Source organism: Pseudomonas sp. GNP012 (genome assembly GCF_054343835.1).
Window position 1 is genome coordinate 1,173,760 of record NZ_JBTGUU010000001.1, and the last position, 16,267, is coordinate 1,190,026.

Annotated in this window: 17 protein-coding genes; all 17 read left to right on the forward strand. The window is 58.4% G+C overall.

Annotated features, from left to right (window positions below):
* Positions 1 to 12: 12 nt before the first annotated feature.
* Entirely contained in the window at positions 13 to 2,064 is a 2,052-nt protein-coding gene (locus tag ACXX83_RS05090) for an EscV/YscV/HrcV family type III secretion system export apparatus protein (protein ID WP_458547715.1), read from the forward strand.
* 13 nt (positions 2,065 to 2,077) lie between these two features.
* Positions 2,078 to 2,485, forward strand: coding sequence for an InvB/SpaK family type III secretion system chaperone (locus tag ACXX83_RS05095; RefSeq protein WP_458547716.1), 408 nt, complete (start codon positions 2,078 to 2,080; stop codon positions 2,483 to 2,485).
* Positions 2,482 to 3,768 carry a type III secretion system ATPase SctN gene (gene sctN, locus ACXX83_RS05100; RefSeq protein ID WP_458547717.1) on the forward strand — a complete coding sequence of 429 codons (1,287 nt, stop codon included), beginning with the start codon at positions 2,482 to 2,484 and terminating at the stop codon, positions 3,766 to 3,768. Before ACXX83_RS05095 ends, sctN begins: the two co-directional genes overlap by 4 nt.
* Positions 3,765 to 4,220 carry a SpaM family type III secretion system protein gene (locus ACXX83_RS05105; RefSeq protein ID WP_458547718.1) on the forward strand — a complete coding sequence of 152 codons (456 nt, stop codon included), beginning with the start codon at positions 3,765 to 3,767 and terminating at the stop codon, positions 4,218 to 4,220. Before sctN ends, ACXX83_RS05105 begins: the two co-directional genes overlap by 4 nt.
* A complete protein-coding gene (locus ACXX83_RS05110; protein WP_458547719.1) occupies positions 4,217 to 5,140 on the forward strand; it encodes a SpaN/EivJ family type III secretion system needle length determinant in 924 nt (307 codons plus the stop codon). The genes ACXX83_RS05105 and ACXX83_RS05110 overlap by 4 nt, the downstream gene beginning before the upstream one ends.
* Positions 5,137 to 6,072 carry a FliM/FliN family flagellar motor switch protein gene (locus ACXX83_RS05115; RefSeq protein ID WP_458547720.1) on the forward strand — a complete coding sequence of 312 codons (936 nt, stop codon included), beginning with the start codon at positions 5,137 to 5,139 and terminating at the stop codon, positions 6,070 to 6,072. The genes ACXX83_RS05110 and ACXX83_RS05115 overlap by 4 nt, the downstream gene beginning before the upstream one ends.
* A complete protein-coding gene (locus ACXX83_RS05120) occupies positions 6,069 to 6,728 on the forward strand; it encodes an EscR/YscR/HrcR family type III secretion system export apparatus protein (RefSeq protein ID WP_458547721.1) in 660 nt (219 codons plus the stop codon). The genes ACXX83_RS05115 and ACXX83_RS05120 overlap by 4 nt, the downstream gene beginning before the upstream one ends.
* Positions 6,729 to 6,738: 10 nt before the next feature.
* Positions 6,739 to 6,993, forward strand: a complete 255-nt coding sequence (locus ACXX83_RS05125) for an EscS/YscS/HrcS family type III secretion system export apparatus protein (protein WP_458547722.1) — start codon at positions 6,739 to 6,741, stop codon at positions 6,991 to 6,993.
* A gap of 4 nt (positions 6,994 to 6,997) precedes the next feature.
* A complete protein-coding gene (gene sctT / locus ACXX83_RS05130) occupies positions 6,998 to 7,804 on the forward strand; it encodes a type III secretion system export apparatus subunit SctT (protein ID WP_458547723.1) in 807 nt (268 codons plus the stop codon).
* Complete coding sequence (locus ACXX83_RS05135) at positions 7,779 to 8,813, forward strand: EscU/YscU/HrcU family type III secretion system export apparatus switch protein (RefSeq protein ID WP_458547724.1); 1,035 nt, start codon at positions 7,779 to 7,781, stop codon at positions 8,811 to 8,813. The genes sctT and ACXX83_RS05135 overlap by 26 nt, the downstream gene beginning before the upstream one ends.
* 119 nt (positions 8,814 to 8,932) lie before the next feature.
* Positions 8,933 to 9,424 carry a type III secretion system translocator chaperone SicA gene (gene sicA / locus ACXX83_RS05140; protein ID WP_458547725.1) on the forward strand — a complete coding sequence of 164 codons (492 nt, stop codon included), beginning with the start codon at positions 8,933 to 8,935 and terminating at the stop codon, positions 9,422 to 9,424.
* Entirely contained in the window at positions 9,417 to 11,183 is a 1,767-nt protein-coding gene (sctE, locus tag ACXX83_RS05145; RefSeq protein ID WP_458547726.1) for a type III secretion system translocon subunit SseC family protein, read from the forward strand. Before sicA ends, sctE begins: the two co-directional genes overlap by 8 nt.
* 26 nt (positions 11,184 to 11,209) lie before the next feature.
* Positions 11,210 to 12,310 (forward strand): IpaC/SipC family type III secretion system effector, encoded by a 1,101-nt coding sequence (locus tag ACXX83_RS05150; RefSeq protein WP_458547727.1) that lies wholly within the window; start codon positions 11,210 to 11,212, stop codon positions 12,308 to 12,310.
* 14 nt (positions 12,311 to 12,324) lie between these two features.
* The gene (locus tag ACXX83_RS05155) at positions 12,325 to 13,419 is read left to right on the forward strand and encodes an IpaD/SipD/SspD family type III secretion system needle tip protein (protein ID WP_458547728.1); all 1,095 of its coding nucleotides are present in this window, start codon (positions 12,325 to 12,327) and stop codon (positions 13,417 to 13,419) included.
* A 61-nt stretch (positions 13,420 to 13,480) separates the two neighbouring features.
* Positions 13,481 to 13,807 carry a phosphopantetheine-binding protein gene (locus ACXX83_RS05160; RefSeq protein WP_458547729.1) on the forward strand — a complete coding sequence of 109 codons (327 nt, stop codon included), beginning with the start codon at positions 13,481 to 13,483 and terminating at the stop codon, positions 13,805 to 13,807.
* A gap of 304 nt (positions 13,808 to 14,111) precedes the next feature.
* A complete protein-coding gene (locus ACXX83_RS05165) occupies positions 14,112 to 15,695 on the forward strand; it encodes a winged helix-turn-helix domain-containing protein (RefSeq protein ID WP_458547730.1) in 1,584 nt (527 codons plus the stop codon).
* Entirely contained in the window at positions 15,692 to 16,144 is a 453-nt protein-coding gene (locus ACXX83_RS05170; RefSeq protein ID WP_458547731.1) for a transglycosylase SLT domain-containing protein, read from the forward strand. Before ACXX83_RS05165 ends, ACXX83_RS05170 begins: the two co-directional genes overlap by 4 nt.
* Positions 16,145 to 16,267 lie beyond the last annotated feature (123 nt).

Below are 16,267 nucleotides of genomic sequence, written 5' to 3' on the forward strand. Positions count from 1 at the left end.
AGCTGACCTGCCATGCTCAATGTGTTTTTGCGCAACGTCGGCGCTCGTCCGGAGCTGCTGATCCTGACGTTGATGGTGATGATCATCGCCATGCTGATCATTCCCCTGCCGACGGTGCTGGTGGATTTTCTCATCGGCCTGAACATCGTGATTTCGCTGCTGGTGTTCATGGGGTCGTTCTACATCGAACGCATCCTCAGTTTCTCGACCTTTCCGGCGTTGCTGCTGTTGACCACCCTGTTTCGCCTGGCGCTGTCGATCAGTACCAGCCGGCTGATCCTCAGCCAGGCTGATGCGGGGGAGATCATCGCCTCCTTCGGTGAGTTCGTGATCGGCGAAAGCCTGGTGGTGGGCTTCGTGATCTTTTCCATTGTCACTATTGTCCAGTTCATCGTGATCACCAAGGGTTCGGAGCGGGTGGCCGAAGTCGCGGCGCGCTTCTCGCTGGACGGCATGCCCGGCAAGCAGATGAGCATCGACGGCGACCTCAAGGCCGGTGCCATGACGGCCGAGGAAGCCAAGGAAAAGCGCAGCGTGCTGGAGCGCGAAAGCCAGTTGTACGGCTCGTTCGACGGCGCGATGAAGTTCATCAAGGGCGATGCCATCGCCGGCATCATCATTATCTTCGTCAACTTCATCGGCGGCATGGCCATTGGCGTCGGGCAGATGGGCATGGACCTGTCCACCGCCTTGTCGACCTACACCCTGCTGACCATCGGCGATGGTCTGGTGGCGCAGATTCCGGCGTTGCTGATCGCCATCGGCGCCGGCTTCATCGTCACCCGCGTCAACGGCGATGACGCCAACCTGGGGCGCAACATGCTCGCCCAGATGCTTGGTCATCCGTTCGTGCTGGGGGTGACGGCGCTGCTGGCGGTGGGCGTCGGCCTGCTGCCCGGTTTTCCGCTGCTGACTTTCCTGCCCATCGCCGCGGCCCTGGCACTGCTGGTATTCGTGCGCCGGCGCAAGGCCTCCAGGGCCGAGGGGCAGGGTGACAGCCGTCCATCGTCGACGCAGGGCCAAGCCATGCAGACCGGCTCGGGCCTGCTCGAGGACATCGATAACGTCGCCACTGAAACCATCCCGCTGATGTTGTTGGTGCCCACGGCACGCCTCGATGAGTTGAACACGGCCCGTTGGGCGGCGCGTTTTCGCAGTCAGTTTTTCGTCGATTACGGTCTGCGCATTCCCGAGCCGCAATTGCGCGCCAGCGATGCCTTGCCGGCGCATCAAGTGGCGGTGCTGATCAACGAAGTGCGCGCCGAGCAATTCGATATCCATTTCGATCACTGGCGCCTGCTCGACTACTCGCCGGAGCTGGAACCCATGGGCTTTGCCCTGGTGCACGGCAGTGACAGCAATCGCCTGGGCGGGGTGTGGGTCAACGCCACCGACCAGGAACGGGTGCAGCAATTGGGCTATCACCTGCGCCCGGCGGACGAGGAATGCTACCGCTGCCTGGTCACCTTGCTGGCGCGCAACATCCAGGAATTTTTTGGCGTGCAGGAAACCAAGCAACTGCTCGACGAAATGGAAACCCGCTGTCCCGATCTGCTCAAGGAAGTCTATCGCCACGTCACCGTGCAGAAGATCACCGAAGTGTTGCAGCGCCTGATTGGCGAGCGTATTTCCGTGCGCAACATGAAGCTGATTCTTGAGTCCCTGGCCCATTGGGCGTCCCGGGAAAAAGACGCGCTGGCGTTGGTCGAGCACGTTCGTGGCTCACTGGCCCGCTACATCAGCAACAAGTTTGCCCAGGGTAATGACTTGCGGGTGTTGCTGTTGTCGGCGGAGTTCGAAGAGGTGGTGCGCAAGGGCATCCGGCAAACCTCGGGCGGCAGTTTCATCAACCTGGAACCGGCCGAGTCGGAAGAGCTGATGGACCGGCTGAGTGTCGGCCTGGACAGTCTGCACATTGCACACAAGGACATGGTGTTGCTGTGTTCGGTCGATGTGCGGCGCTACATCAAGAAGCTGATCGAGGGGCGGTTCCGGGAGCTGGACGTGATGTCGTTCGGCGAAATCTCCGAGACCGTCTCCGTCAATGTCATCAAAACACTGTAAGGAAATACTGCAAATGGCTCCGACGGATATTGCCGACCTGTTGCGCGAAGCGCTGCGGCACAGCGGCTGCATGGACAGCCAGATAGGGCACTTCGACAGTCACAGTACAATCGAAATGCAGATGAAGAGCCTGCCTGATGTCAACGTCGCTGAGGTGGAGGGCGATGTATGGGTATGGGCGGTGGTCGCCGAAGCCGGCCCACAGTTTGCCCATCATTGTGCCGGTGAGTTGATACGGTTTTTGCTTGAAGGCAACGCCTTTTCCCGCACCGGGCAATTGCATCTGTGCGAGGTTCAGGAGCGCCTGGAACTGCGGTTGATGGCCAATGCCGATGCCCTGTGTGACGCCGGGCATTTCGCCCAGGCCCTCGACTCGTTTGTGCTGGCGCTTGAAACACTGTGCGAACTGTTGCGTCGATGAAAATCCGGCTGCAACGGCACGGTGCCCATCCGTTGCGTTTGAGTGGTCCATTGATCGAAGCGGCGCTGGGCGACGTGGTGATCGGTGAAGTCTGCGAAGTGCGTCGGCATTGGCGCTTGCCTGAGGTAGCGGCCAGGGCGCAGGTCATTGGCTTCAAGCCCGGCGCGGTCGTGCTCAGTTTGCTCGGCGATGCCAAGGGCTTGTCCAGAGAGTCGATGATCGTTCCCACGGGCTCGATCCTGCAATTGACGTGCAGTGATGCCTTGCTTGGCAGCGTAGTCGACCCTCAAGGCACTATCGTCGAGCGTCTGGCTCCGTCTACGGCGCTGGCGCAAGAGGACTATCCGGTGGACGCCGACCCGCCGTCATACCAGCAGCGGCGCCCGGTGGACACCCCGTTGCGCACCGGTATTCGGGTCATCGACGGCTTGCTGACTTGCGGTATCGGCCAGCGCATCGGCATTTTCGCCGCCGCCGGCTCCGGCAAAACCACCCTGATCAATATGCTGATCAACCACACCGACGCCGATGTGTTTGTCATTGGCCTGATCGGTGAGCGCGGACGTGAAGTGACCGAATTCATCGAGCATCTGCGTCAGTCTGAAATACGCTCACGATGCGTGGTGGTGTATGCCACCTCGGATTTTTCCTCGGTGGATCGCTGCAACTCGGCCCTGCAGGCTACGGCCATCGCCGAATATTTCCGTGACCAGGGCCTGCGTGTGGTGTTGTTGCTGGACTCGTTGACGCGCTACGCCAGGGCCCGTCGCGATCTGGCCCTGGCCGCGGGTGAAGCGCCGGCGCGACGAGGCTATCCGGCCTCGGTGTTCGATGCCTTGCCGCGCCTGCTGGAACGGCCCGGGGTGACTGCCTCCGGCAGCATTACCGCCTGGTACACGGTGCTGCTGGAAAGTGACGACGAACCGGACCCGATCGCCGAGGAGATTCGCTCAATCCTCGACGGCCATATTTACCTCAGCCGTGCGCTGGCGGCCAAGGGGCACTACCCGGCGATCGATGTGCTGCGCAGCGTCAGTCGCGTGGCGACGCAAGTCACCCCACCGCAGGTGCAGCAACTGGCGGCGGCGACCCGGGAAACGCTGACGCGGCTTGAGCAGCTGCAGGTTTTTCTCGACATGGGCGAGTACAGCCCAGGCGCGGACGCCGCCAATGACCAGGCGCTGCAACGCCGTGCAGCCCTCTACCAGTGGTTGTGCCAGCCCACTGGCGAACGCTGTGAACCGGACGAGGGCCTGGGCCAATTGCAGGGGGTCATGGCATGAATCCATTAGCCGATCGTCGTCGCCTGTTGGCGCTCAGCCAGTTCCGCCTGCAACGCGGTCAACTGCTGATTGCGCGTACCCGGCAGAAACTGCAGCCGCTGGTCCAGGAGCGGGCCGCTTTCGATGGACAAGAGGCGGCGCTACACGGTTTGTTGGCCAGCCATCGCGCCAATGACTGTGTGCTCGATCACGGGCAACTGTTGGCGCTGTTGCGAAGGCAGGCGGTCATTCGGCGGCAGATCGAGCTGTTGCGCGTCGAGCGTAACCGGGTCGATCAGCAGTGCCGGGAGATTGAGCAAGCGTTGCAGGAGCAGCGCGAGCAACTGCGGTTCACGCAGCGCAAACACGACAAGTACGAAGGGGCTGTTCAGCAGCTGTTACGGGGGCAACGGCTGGAGCAGGTACGCCGGGAAGAAAGAGAAGCCGAAGAGATGAACGGAGTTTCGCGATGAGCAATGTATCTGCAATTTCACCCTTGCCGGTTCAACCCTTGGACCCTGTCACCGAACAGCCGATGGATGAGTCGCACGACAGGCTGGTGCCGGTGCGGGAGGATGAGCTGCCGCAAGGTGTGCTGGAGCTGATGGCGCCGTTGATCCTGCGTCATCGACCCCTGATGGACACGGGGCGCGCAATCACTCTGCAGGCGATGGTCACGCTCCCGGAAAAGCCGGCGGCTGAATTCGACGAAGTACGGCTGCCCACACCGGCGTCTCATCCACAAGCGCAGCCGCTGTCGAGTAAACCTGAGCAGCCTCGGGTGTTGCCAGCGGTGGCTGACGTTGCGCCTGTTGTCGACAGGGGGGGCGCGCCGACACCGACACCGACACTGACACTGACACTGGCACCTGCAAACCTGCCGACTCGGATCGTTGTTGAGTCAGGGCTGACCGAGCGCCCATCAAACATCGTCGAACCGCTACCGGTCGACCGTGCCACCAGTCCAGGTGCACCCTCGATTTTTGAGTTCGAAGGGCAAAGGCCCGAAGCCTTATCGAGCCTCCCGACCGCGCGCCATGTGCCGCCAATTGCCTCACCTGCGACCTCGGCGCCCGGGATGCCGCCAGCGCCGCCTGCCCTCGACCCGATCATCGAGACCCTGCCGGTTGCCGACCGGGGGTTGCTGCAGGTTCCGTTCAATAAAGGTACCGCCAGCGGGCAGGTGACGATCAGCCGCGTGGCCGATGAGTCCACCCGCAACCTGCAACTGAGCCCGAGCAATGCCCTGGTTTTCGAACAACTCAAAGTGTCGCTGGAGCACGTCCGCGAACCCGCCTGGCGCCTGACCGATAGCGACGGCGAGCATCAGCGCCAGGGCTCGCGGCAGCCGCCGGACGACGAGCAGACCGAAGACGCCGGGCAGGGTGCATGAGCGCACTGAAGTTGCGTCGGGTCAACGCTTCGGCGCATACCGCCGCGCAAGCGATACGACGCTGGCGAAACGCGGATGTCGACGCCGGTTCAGGCCATCCGCCAAGGCAATCGGGTTATCTGTGCTTTCGCGCATCAGGCGAGGGCGGGGAATGGTGGGGTTTGATCGACGCCCGCGACTGGTTGCATCGATCGCTCCCGGGTTTGCGCTCGTTACTGTCGGTCGAGTGCTCGCTGATGAACATCGCCGAACTGTTCCGCGCGGTGCCGCAACCCTTGCTGTTGGAGGTAGACGACTTGCACTACCGGCAAATATCCGACGTCGATGGGGTCCCTCCCGGGCAATTGCCCCCGCAAGAACTGCCATGGCTCGACACGCCTCGCGGGCGCCTGTGGTTGACCCGATTGCCGCCGGCACGGGCCGCCAACCAGCCCCTGGACGCCGACTCATGGCTGAGCGATTTGCCGCTGCGCCTGGAGTTGATACTGGGGGCGAGTCACCTCGGACACGGGATACGGCTCAAGGCCGGCGATGTCCTGCGAATCATTCAGCGTTCGCAACGATGCTACCTGGGGCGTCAATGCCTCGGCGCTTTCACCTTTACTGAACAGGGGGTACACATGCTATCGACCGCGACCGACGCCCAAAGCACGGCAGATTTCGATACCGATACCGATACCGATTTTGACCTCGGCGCTTTGCCGGTGCGTCTGGAGTTCTTGCTCGCGACCCGGGAAATCGACCTGGCCACGCTGTCGCACATCATCGCGGGCCAACTGATCCCGCTGGCGGACGATGCGGTGCGGCACATCGAGGTGCGTGCCAATGGCAAGCCGGTGGCCCGTGGCGAACTGGTGCAACTGCAAGAGCAGTTGGCTGTGGAGTTGCTCGAGGTCTATCGCAACGGTTCACCGGACGGAATGCCGCGATGAACGACGTCTCGCTGATTGCGCTGCTGGCGTTCGCTTCACTACTGCCGTTTCTGGTGGCGGCCGGCACCTGCTACATCAAGTTTTCCATTGTCTTTGTCATCGTGCGTAACGCCTTGGGCTTGCAGCAAGTGCCCTCGAACATGGCCCTCAATGCGATCGCCTTGATGCTGGCGATTTTCGTGATGACGCCGGTGATGAAACAGGGCTATGGCTATTACAAGGAAGAACAGGTGGCTTTTACCGACATCGAGTCGGTGGTGAATTTCGCCGAGAACGGGTTGGGCGGCTACAAGGACTACCTGCGCAAGTACACCGACCCGGAACTGGCGCTGTTCTTCGAGCGGGCGCAAGCGGTGCAGAGTGAGTCCGATATCGTTATGCCCGCCGATGAAGAACTCACGCCGTCGCTGTTTTCCCTGCTGCCGGCCTACGCATTGAGTGAAATCAAAAGCGCCTTCAAGATCGGCTTCTACCTGTACTTACCCTTTGTGATCGTCGACCTGGTGATCTCCAGCATCCTGCTGGCGCTGGGCATGATGATGATGAGCCCGGTGATCATTTCGGTGCCGATCAAATTGGTATTGTTTGTTGCTCTGGACGGCTGGGCGCTGCTGTCCACCGGGCTGGTCAAGCAATACCTGACGTTGCTGGCATAGGCGCAGGTTCATGAACGATCTGGTCTATGCCGGCAATAAAACCCTTTACCTCATCCTGTTGATGGTGGCGTGGCCAATCATCGTTGCCACGGTGGTCGGCCTGGTGGTCGGTCTGATTCAGACCGTGACCCAGTTACAGGAGCAGACCCTGCCGTTCGGTTTCAAACTGCTGGCCGTCGCCGCGTGCCTGTTCCTGCTGTCGGGCTGGTACGGCGAAACCTTGCTCAATTTCAGTCGAGAAGTCATCCGCCTGGCGCTGGGTTAGCGCGATGTCGGTGACGCTGTTTTTCGACCTGTACACCTGGTTTGCCGCCGCCCTCCTGGGGTTTGCACGCCTGGCGCCGATTTTTTTCATGTTGCCGTTCCTCAACAGTGGGGTGCTCACGGGCGCGCCACGCCAGGCTGTCATTGTGTTGGTGGCGTTGGGTTTCCAGGCTTATGTGGGGGGGCCGCTGCCTGACCTCGACGGGTTGGCGTTCTTCGGTCTGATGTTGCGCGAGGCTGGCATTGGCGTTCTGCTTGGATGCCTGCTGTGCTGGCCGTTCTGGGTGCTGCACGCCATGGGCAACCTGATCGACAACCAGCGCGGGGCGATGCTCAGCAGCACCGTGGACCCGGCCAACGGCGTCGATACGTCGGAGCTGGCAAATTTTCTCCAGTTGTTCGCCGCGGCGGTTTATCTCGAGGGCGGCGGCATGCTGCTGATGCTTGAAACCATTGGCCACAGTTACCGCCTATGCGCGCCGGTCAATGGCTGCGAGATACACCTGACATCGATTCTGAGCCTGCTCGACGCGCTGGTGAGCAAGACCCTGGTGATCAGCGCGCCGGTGGTGGCCACGCTGTTGATCAGCGAAGCGCTGCTTGGCTTGCTCTCGCGGTATGCGCCGCAAATGAATGCGTTCTCGGTGTCGCTGACGGTCAAGAGCCTGGTGGCGCTGGTGGTGTTGATGCTGTATTTCGGCGTTCACCTGCCGGACGAAGTCCTGCGCATGGGCATGAAGTCCCAAGGGCTGGAACATTATCTGGGCCGCGAAGGAGAGGCTGCCGATGTCGTCCAGCGCCTCGAAGACTGAGAAACCCACCGCCAAGCGCCTGCGCGATGCGTCACGCAAAGGGCAGACGTTCAAGGCCAAGGATCTGGTGATCACCTGCCTGACCCTCTGCGGCATCACCTACATGGTGTTCAACAGCTCGCTGGTGGAGGTCATGGAAGTCTATCGGCGCATCATTGCCAGTGACTTTGACGTGGACCTGCAAGCGTACTCGGCCATGCTGGTGCTGGTCGGGCTCAAGGCATTGTTGCCGTTGCTGCTGGTCTGTGTGTTGACCAGCGCATTGCCTGCACTGTTGCAAAGCGGTTTTGCGCTGGCCAGCGAAGCCTTGAAGCTCAACCTGGGAGCGTTGAACCCGATCAATGGCTTCAAAAAACTGTTCAGCATGCGCACCGTCAAGGACACGGTCAAAGCGCTGCTGTACCTGGGCAGCTTTGCCCTGGCCCTGTGGATTGTCTGGATCACCCAGCGGCAATTGCTGTTTGCCCAACTGTTCGCCCAGGCATCTGACCTGTTCGCAATCTGGGGCCACTTGTTGCTGGTGCTGGTGCTGGCGTTCCTCGGATGCGTGCTGCTGATCGTCGTGCTCGATGCGTTGAGCGAATACTGGCTGTTCATGAAGGATCAGATGATGGACAAGGACTCGGTCAAGCGCGAACACAAGGAACAGGATGGCAATCCCGAGATCAAGGGACGCCGTCGTGACCTGCATCGTGAGTTGCTGTCGGAGCAAATCAAATCCGATGTGCGCAACTCGCGGATGATTATCGCCAACCCGACGCACATTGCCATCGGTGTGTATTTCCGCCCGGAAATCACCGTGTTGCCGTTTATCTCCCTGATGGAAACCAACCAGCGCGCCCTGGCCGTTCGCGCCTATGCCAAAGAGGTCGGTGTGCCGGTGATCAATGACATCGCATTGGCCCGGCGGATATTCAAAACCCACCAGCGCTACAGCTTTCTTCAAGTACAGGAAATCGAAGAAGTCCTGCGTCTGTTGATCTGGCTCGAACAGGTCGAGCAGGCCTGATTTCTCCCTTTTCCTTTTTCCTCCAAACGTTGGCATGAGCGCAATTTGGCAGCGTGCTCAGCAGCGCTTTGGCTCAATGCAGTCGTCAGCAACGCTGACGTTTTTCAGGAGTGTGGCTGATGAGTCGCGACAAACAACAAGATGAACAACTGGCCCTCGATGTCGTGGATGCGGTGCTCGGTGGTGTGGCATTGAAAGACGTGCAAGGCATCAGTGACGAACACATGAACGGTCTCTATGCCTTCGCGTTCCAGTTTTACGAGCAAGGGCGGCTGGACGATGCCGAAAAGTTCTTCCATTTCCTGTGCATCTACGACTTCAACAACAGCCATTACTGGATGGGGTTGGCCGCCGTACACCAACTCAAGCAGAACCACCAGAAAGCGATCGACCTGTATGCGATCGCCTTCGCCCAAGGCAAGAACGACTACCGACCGATGCTGTACACCGGCCAGTGTCACCTGGCGCTGGGCAAGGTCGGCAAGGCCAGATTGTGCTTCGAATATGTGCTTGAGCAAGCCACGGAAGACGATTTGCGCAAACAGGCTCAGGTGTATCTCGACACCTTGAGTCACATTGAAAAAGATTGTTCGGAGACTGAACATGAGTGAAATCAGAAGCACCTTCAACCCGGCTTCTTTGAGCTTGACCGGTCGAGACGTAGCCGTTGAAAAATATGGCCAAGCTGCCAGTCAAGCGGCCAGGACGGCGGATTATCAGAAGGCCGGCCAAGAGGCATTGGCTCGCCTGATGTCGGTGAGCTACGAAGGCCAGCCTGGCCCATCCGTCGCCAGTGCGGGCAGACCGATGTTGCAAGTGCCAGCTCTACTCGCTGACGGCAACAAACAGGAAACCAACGGTGATCTGTTCACGCTGTTGATGGCGATGATCAGCGAGTTGATCGGCGAAGTCGACGTCAAAAAACTGAAAAACCGCCTGGCGATGCTGCAAAGCATGGCCGGAGCCAAGCAGCAGGGGTATGAAAAGCTGGCGGCTGACTACGCCGCCGCCGTTGAGGCGCTGGAAGTCGCCGAAGGCAATATCGGCAGCAGCCAGGAGCACCTCGATCAGTTGCAGGAGCGGGTTCGGCAGGTCCAGGGACTGCTGAATGAGAGTGAGGCACGGTTGGCGGAACTGGATTCTGAATCACCGGGATACGCTCGCGAACTGGCACTGCGCGACAAGCTGAAAGGTGAACTGGCGGGCCATACCCAAACACTGCAAAAGGCGACCGATGCTCACCTGAAACTGATCGAGATCGCCAACGCCTGCGCCAAAACGCTGGCCATGGTGGCCGTGAAGGTGCAAGAAGCCGGACTCGCCGGACCCTTGGTGAAGGAGTCCAACGAAAAAGCGCTGAACAGCAGCGCACTGGCGCTCCTGAACCGCTTGAAGATTATCGAGTTGCTTGGCGAGGCGGCGCAGAACAAGGAGGAGCTCAATCAGGAGTTGTTCCAGGAGATGCAAGCAAAGCTTCAGGAACACATGAAGCTCGAGTCGGAAAAGTACCTGGAAGAAGTGCGTAAGGCTGAGGCGCTGCAGAGCACCATGGGCTGCATTGGCAAGATCGTCGGCGCGATATTGACCGTTGCGACAATCGCTGTCGGTGTTTTGACCGTCAACCCGGCGCTGATCGCGGTGGGGGTGATTGGCGCGGTAGTGATGATTTCCGATGTGGTGGCCGAGGAAGTGACGGGCAAGTCGTTCATGGCCGAAGCCATGAAGCCGCTGACCACGGTCATGCAGGAAGCCATCAAGCTGTTCACCGAAATCTATACAACATTGCTGGTGACGTTTGTCGACGAGGAGACCGCAAAAGACATTGCGAAAATCGCAGGCATGATCCAGGGGATCGCGGCCACGTTGGCTGCCGTTGCATTGGTGGTCGTGGTCGGGGCACAGGTAGTCGGGCCAATGATCGGCGCCATTGCCTCGAGACTGGCCTCGATGATCGCCAACGCTGTGCCTGCAGCCATGCAGGCGCTCAAGCAGGTGGCTTCATCGGTCAGCAATTCACTGACGCAGATGCTGACCCAGTTGCGCAGCTTCATCACCAGAGGCGCCGATGCGGTGACCCTGGCCCGCATTACCGCCTATCTGCAGACGGCTCAGGCCGTCACCGAGTTCGGCAATGTGGCAGTGCAGGGCGGTTTGCAGATCGGTAGCGGCGAACATCTGGCCAAGGCAGCGAAGCACCTGGCGGACGTGCAGGTGCGCATGGCGATCAGCGAAGAGATCACTGACTACCTCACCCGGCTGGTCGAAGACTACGGCCAGGCGATGAAGGTCCGCACCGATGAGATCGGGAATTTAATTGCCGACATGCATCGCAGTCATGACGTGAGCCTGCAAATGGCCCGGCACGTTTGAAGTCACTGATAAAAAGGTAATTTTTCATGACCACCATTCACACCACGACCAGGCCTGCTCCAGCGGTATTGACTCACGATCCGGTGAACGACGCAGGGTTGAGCGAGTTGATTGCCCAGGAGCAATTCTCGAAAGATCTCAAAGGCAAGCGCCTCTCGGATACGACGTTTCTCAACCAGGTCACCACCAAGCAAGTGCTCCAGAACGGTAGCTTCATAGCGCCTACGGCTGCGGCGCTCGAAAGTGCAATCAATGCCTACCAGCCCAGTGAGTCGGACTGGCAAGACTTCGCTGCAGCTTTGACGATGCTCAACGATGAAGTGCGCAACGATCTGGTATTTGATCCGGGCGCTTGGGAGAAACATGCCAACGTATTGGTCGCCGCGATCATTGCACTCAACGTCGCACGGGTCGCCAACGCGCATTTGCGCGGGCATTTCAGTGTCATGGCGGCGGAGGCCGCCAAGGCCCAGGGCGCGGCCATCGTCGAATCCGGTGAGGCAGCCTTCTACAGCGCCGTCACTGCCGCCGTAGTGTCCGGCGTAGTTGCCGGTTTCGCTATGATCAAGACGTTGAAAGGCCAGGGGCTCAAGCATGACGATATCAACCTGCACAAGCGCAACGCTCTGGACGCCAACAAAATTGAGCATGACCTGAAGCTACATCGTTCCCGCGATGACTGGGATCCGCAAACCACCTACAAAATAGAGACTTTCGACGATTTCGGCCGGTCGAAATTCGTCGACTTCAAACCCGAGGGGACCACGCTGACGCCTCAGGAGCAGGCGTGGTTCGACGGGGAAATCTACAAGGCGAAACAGGTTGTGAAAGAATCCGACTGGTTGAGCCTTTCGGGCATCAAAGGCATTGAGAAAAAGCTCGAAATCGGCCGTGCGCTCAGTGCGATGTCGATGAGCCTGAGTCAGGTCGTGTCCAGCATGGTGCGCATGAGCGAGTACGCTGCGCGGGAGAAAGAAGTCCTGCAGCAAAGTGCACAGAACACTCAGAAAAGCCTGAGTGACGAGGTCGCTCAGAAAGACTCCGCCGACAGGGCACTGGTGCAAAAGATGATGGATGAGATAGTGCAGATAAGCCGGTCGCGCATTGAAGTCCTTGGAAGGGTTTGAGTGAGGAAACCAATATGAGAATTGCAGAGCCCTCACATCCGTCAAGCAGTTTGCCTGCTGACTTCAATGCCAACGTTGATGCGCCACTGCCTCCCGAAATGCCTCCCGAGGTTCACGCCGGATTTTCCCTTGCGCAGTTGCTCGAGCGTTCGGGGAAGGTGCTCAATCGTAACCTGGAAAACATGCTTAAGTGTCAAGCGGGCGTTCCAAGAGACCTTCAAAGCTCGCCTGCAGAAATTCTTGCGCAGTATTTTTCGTCTACCGAGTTTGCCGAGCAGACTCACGCTAAACGTATTCGATCGCTGATGTGGACACACCAGATGCGTCAGACTGGAATGGTGTTCAATCTTTGCCTCGATACGCTGCCAATGGAGCAACGTCAGCCACTCTACGATGAGCAAGATCGTATTCTCGATGAGCACAGACGAATGTCGGTGCCGGATGAGATCGCTGACGAGTTCGACGTGCGGGTGAACTCTTCAGTCGAATTTTTCGACAAGTTGATCGACCTCATTGACCTGATCAAAAACGGTTATCTGGGCGGTTATGAATACATTATGAGGGCCTATTCGGACTTCTTCGTCGATTTCAATGAGCTAATTACCGCGAGGTTGAAAGACTGGGTCGTGGGTGAGGACCAAGGTAACGGGGTCTGGTTGTACAACGGTCCGCTGCGAACCGCACTCAATGAACTGATCAAAAAATACAGCCATCCAAATCCTGCATCCGTGCTGTTTCCCGAACCCGGAAAAGAAGGCGTGAGCAAGGCGGAGGCGGAAAAGTGGCTAACAGCGCTGGGGCTGCCTGACGCTTGCCTTAAGCAAAATTCCGACGGCAGTTACTGCGTCGTCATAGACACTGGGCCGCTTTGGACAATGCTAGGCAGCCTGCCACCAGGCGCGGGGGATGATAGTGTTTACTTTGATAACGCCAGATTCCAGGCTTGGCAAACCGGCTTCAATGCCCAGGAAGAGCGCCTGAAAAACACATTGCAGTCCTTTACGCAGAAATACTCGAATGCCAATTCTTATCATGACAATTTCAGCAAAACGCTGTCTTCACATTTAAATCAGTTTTTTGACATGTTGAAGGCGATGTTGAATTTTTGATGTGAGTCCGGGTTGTTTGGGCAAAGCATTTGAATGTCAGTAGATCGGGCGTAACACGGGTTTGTTTGAGCTGGCGTTGCGCCTGCATTTTGTTGTGTGGGAGAAAAGAATGTCAGATGAGTCAAGTGATAAGTTCGACATCGCGAGTCAAGTGATCAAGGTGTTGTCGGACTATTTTCCGGCGGGTCGTCGAGGCATCGAGTTGACTTCGCGATTGGTCCAGGATTTGTATGTTGACTCCATCAGTCTGATTGAAATTGTCATGGCGTTGAATGAAACCTTCGATATTGACCTTCCTGAGGATAGAGTCGGGTTGTGGAGGACGGTAGAAGATGTTTGTGAATCAGTGATGAGTTCAAGAAGTTGCCGGGCGTCAGATTTTGAGTGAGAAAACAAAATGCCTTGTTTATATATAAGCAAGGCATTTTTGCATGGTTGTTGTTTGTTTTGCGATTTTTCCTACAGGAAAAATCGTAGTTTCATTTCGTAGTAAATCAATTCTCCTACGGAACCCTCCTATTCAATTTCCTATAGTCACGCGGTTTGTCATCTCGAGCCTGATTACGAACAGGCTTGATTGCGCTCAGTAACTTTCTATAGAGAAATTTCAAAGTATGGACAGTGCAGCTGATCAAACGCTGGTCAAGTCATTCGTTTTTGACCACTGGCTATTGCAAAGTGATGGAACGCTGATGCGAGATGGAGATGGCGTTCACGTCCCGCCCAAAGAGTTGAATATTTTGCGCCTGCTGCTGAAGTCGGCGGGGTCGGTCGTCAGCAAGGATTATTTGCTGGACCATGTATGGCCCGAGATGGATGCCGCCGAAGAATCGTTGACCCGCTGCATTTATGCTTTGCGCAAGCTGCTCAGGGAAAACAAGGATTACATTGCGACGGTATACGGCCAGGGTTATCGCTTTACCTGTGCGGTTGTCGAACTCGACACACCGGGTCAGGCGAGGGCTGTGGCGCCTTCGCTGGCTGTTTTGCCGTTTCGCAATCTGGGGGAGACGGCGGCGCTGGATCTGCAAGATCTGATGATCCGTCAGTTGACGTTGGCGTTCGGCGAGATGTTGCACGTCATTCCATCGGGATTGATGGCCGCATATACGCAACCGGTCGATGTGCGGTCGCTGGTCGGGCAGTTGTCTGCGGACTACTGCTTGAGCGGGCGTTGTAGCGGCCCAAGCGATCAGCAGCAATGGTCGGTCGAGTTGATCCGTGGCCGCGATCACGCTCTGCTGCATGGGCAGACACTGGATGCCCTTGATCCCGGGGCATCGCTTGGGGCATTGACGTGCCTGGTTGCACAGCGCATTCCCGGCTTGAGCTTTGTCGGTGATGCCTGCGCGTCATACCCGGCAGCGGTGGCGTACCTGCGTGGTTTGTGTAGCGTGCAGCAGCACACGCCGCAAAGCCTGCGCGATGCTCTGGTACTGTTTCGCCAGTGCCTGAAGCTCGATGCCGGGCACACATTGTCCTGGTATGGTTTGGCGGATGCGTGGCTGGGGCAGGCAATGATCGGATCCTGTGATCAGGGCCGGGCAATCGATGAGGCACAATCGGCGATTTCCAATGCCTTGGCATTGGACCCTGGCAACATCCCTGCATTGGCCCGCCTGGCTTTGCTCACCAGTTTGGGCGGCTGCGAACAGGCGGCCCAGGTGCTTTTCCGACGCTGTCTGCTGGCTGCCGATCAGGCTGACGTTCATTACTTTCATGCCTGGCATCACTGGTTCTGGCGGCATAACGATCAGGCTGCGCAAAGCATCGACAATGCTCTGCGGTACGATCCTGATTGCGTAAGGGCGCAGGTCTTGCGTATGCGCATTGCGCTTGCCGCAAGTCCCGAGTCGGCCTTGCAGATGGCTCGTCGAGCCCTGCAACAAGGCGCCTCGGGCAGCTCGTTGCTGGTGATTCTGTATGCCGTGGTGTTGGCTTATTTTGACCATCACGCGGCAGCCTGGAACGAGCTCGAACAGGCCGGGCTCTGCGAAAGTGCAATCGGTGAACAGGGACTGGCTGCCTGGAATGTGCTGTTCGGCGCCAATCCGTTCAGTGCCCGCGACTTGCATGCGAACTGGTTGGCTCTGACCCGGCTGCGATCCGTTGATGACATTCCGTTGTCAGGTGGGTCCGGATTATCTGGTGGTCCGGTGATTGAGCCGCTCTGGAGTTCTTTGCAACGAACACCTGAAGTGGGCTATCAGGCATCGACGCAGGACGATCCTGTCCGCGAGCAACTGATGCTGGTCAGCGAGCGGCGTATGGCATGACACAGCGCGGACTCAAGTGGCTAACGGTACTGGTGTGCCTTGGCGCAGGTCAGGCGCAAGCCTGGTGCTGGAGTGAGGCAGGGGCGCGACATGCAATCGAACCCGAACTGCTCCAAGCGATTGCCGATGTCGAATCGGGACAGAACCCGAGCGCAATGAACTACAACAAGGATGGTTCGCGAGACATCGGGTTAATGCAGATCAACAGCTATCATCTCCCCCGGTTGAGTGCCCAGGGCATCACTGAGCAGCGACTGCTGGGTGAGCCTTGCCTGTCGGTTGAAGTCGGTGCGTCGGTGCTTGCCGATTTTATCGCGCGTTACGGCTACAACTGGACGGCAGTGGGTGCCTACAACGCCGGTCATTCACCCGACCGGCAAGCCGCGCGCCTGCGCTATGCACGCAAGGTCTGGCAGCGCTATCAGGTGTTTTCCCTGGCTCGACAATGACGGTGCCATGAGCGCTGGCGCAAGATTCTGATCCTCTGCAGGGCGCGATCGGCAGAATTCGATCAGGAAGCCTGCAGCCAGCCTGTCTACCATGGCCGTTCATTTCACAGCCCAGGAGCTGGA

What these genes read in the sequence shown, in the direction of transcription:
- ACXX83_RS05095 (WP_458547716.1), top strand. Translation starts at nt 2,078, where the DNA reads ATGGCTCCGACGGATATTGCCGACCTGTTGCGCGAAGCGCTGCGGCAC.
- ACXX83_RS05120 (WP_458547721.1), top strand. Translation starts at nt 6,069, where the DNA reads ATGAACGACGTCTCGCTGATTGCGCTGCTGGCGTTCGCTTCACTACTG.
- sctT (WP_458547723.1), top strand. Translation starts at nt 6,998, where the DNA reads ATGTCGGTGACGCTGTTTTTCGACCTGTACACCTGGTTTGCCGCCGCC.
- ACXX83_RS05155 (WP_458547728.1), top strand. Translation starts at nt 12,325, where the DNA reads ATGAGAATTGCAGAGCCCTCACATCCGTCAAGCAGTTTGCCTGCTGAC.
- ACXX83_RS05165 (WP_458547730.1), top strand. Translation starts at nt 14,112, where the DNA reads ATGCGAGATGGAGATGGCGTTCACGTCCCGCCCAAAGAGTTGAATATT.
- ACXX83_RS05110 (WP_458547719.1), top strand. Translation starts at nt 4,217, where the DNA reads ATGAGCAATGTATCTGCAATTTCACCCTTGCCGGTTCAACCCTTGGAC.
- sicA (WP_458547725.1), top strand. Translation starts at nt 8,933, where the DNA reads ATGAGTCGCGACAAACAACAAGATGAACAACTGGCCCTCGATGTCGTG.
- ACXX83_RS05090 (WP_458547715.1), top strand. Translation starts at nt 13, where the DNA reads ATGCTCAATGTGTTTTTGCGCAACGTCGGCGCTCGTCCGGAGCTGCTG.
- ACXX83_RS05135 (WP_458547724.1), top strand. Translation starts at nt 7,779, where the DNA reads ATGTCGTCCAGCGCCTCGAAGACTGAGAAACCCACCGCCAAGCGCCTG.
- ACXX83_RS05125 (WP_458547722.1), top strand. Translation starts at nt 6,739, where the DNA reads ATGAACGATCTGGTCTATGCCGGCAATAAAACCCTTTACCTCATCCTG.
- ACXX83_RS05105 (WP_458547718.1), top strand. Translation starts at nt 3,765, where the DNA reads ATGAATCCATTAGCCGATCGTCGTCGCCTGTTGGCGCTCAGCCAGTTC.
- sctE (WP_458547726.1), top strand. Translation starts at nt 9,417, where the DNA reads ATGAGTGAAATCAGAAGCACCTTCAACCCGGCTTCTTTGAGCTTGACC.
- sctN (WP_458547717.1), top strand. Translation starts at nt 2,482, where the DNA reads ATGAAAATCCGGCTGCAACGGCACGGTGCCCATCCGTTGCGTTTGAGT.
- ACXX83_RS05170 (WP_458547731.1), top strand. Translation starts at nt 15,692, where the DNA reads ATGACACAGCGCGGACTCAAGTGGCTAACGGTACTGGTGTGCCTTGGC.
- ACXX83_RS05115 (WP_458547720.1), top strand. Translation starts at nt 5,137, where the DNA reads ATGAGCGCACTGAAGTTGCGTCGGGTCAACGCTTCGGCGCATACCGCC.
- ACXX83_RS05150 (WP_458547727.1), top strand. Translation starts at nt 11,210, where the DNA reads ATGACCACCATTCACACCACGACCAGGCCTGCTCCAGCGGTATTGACT.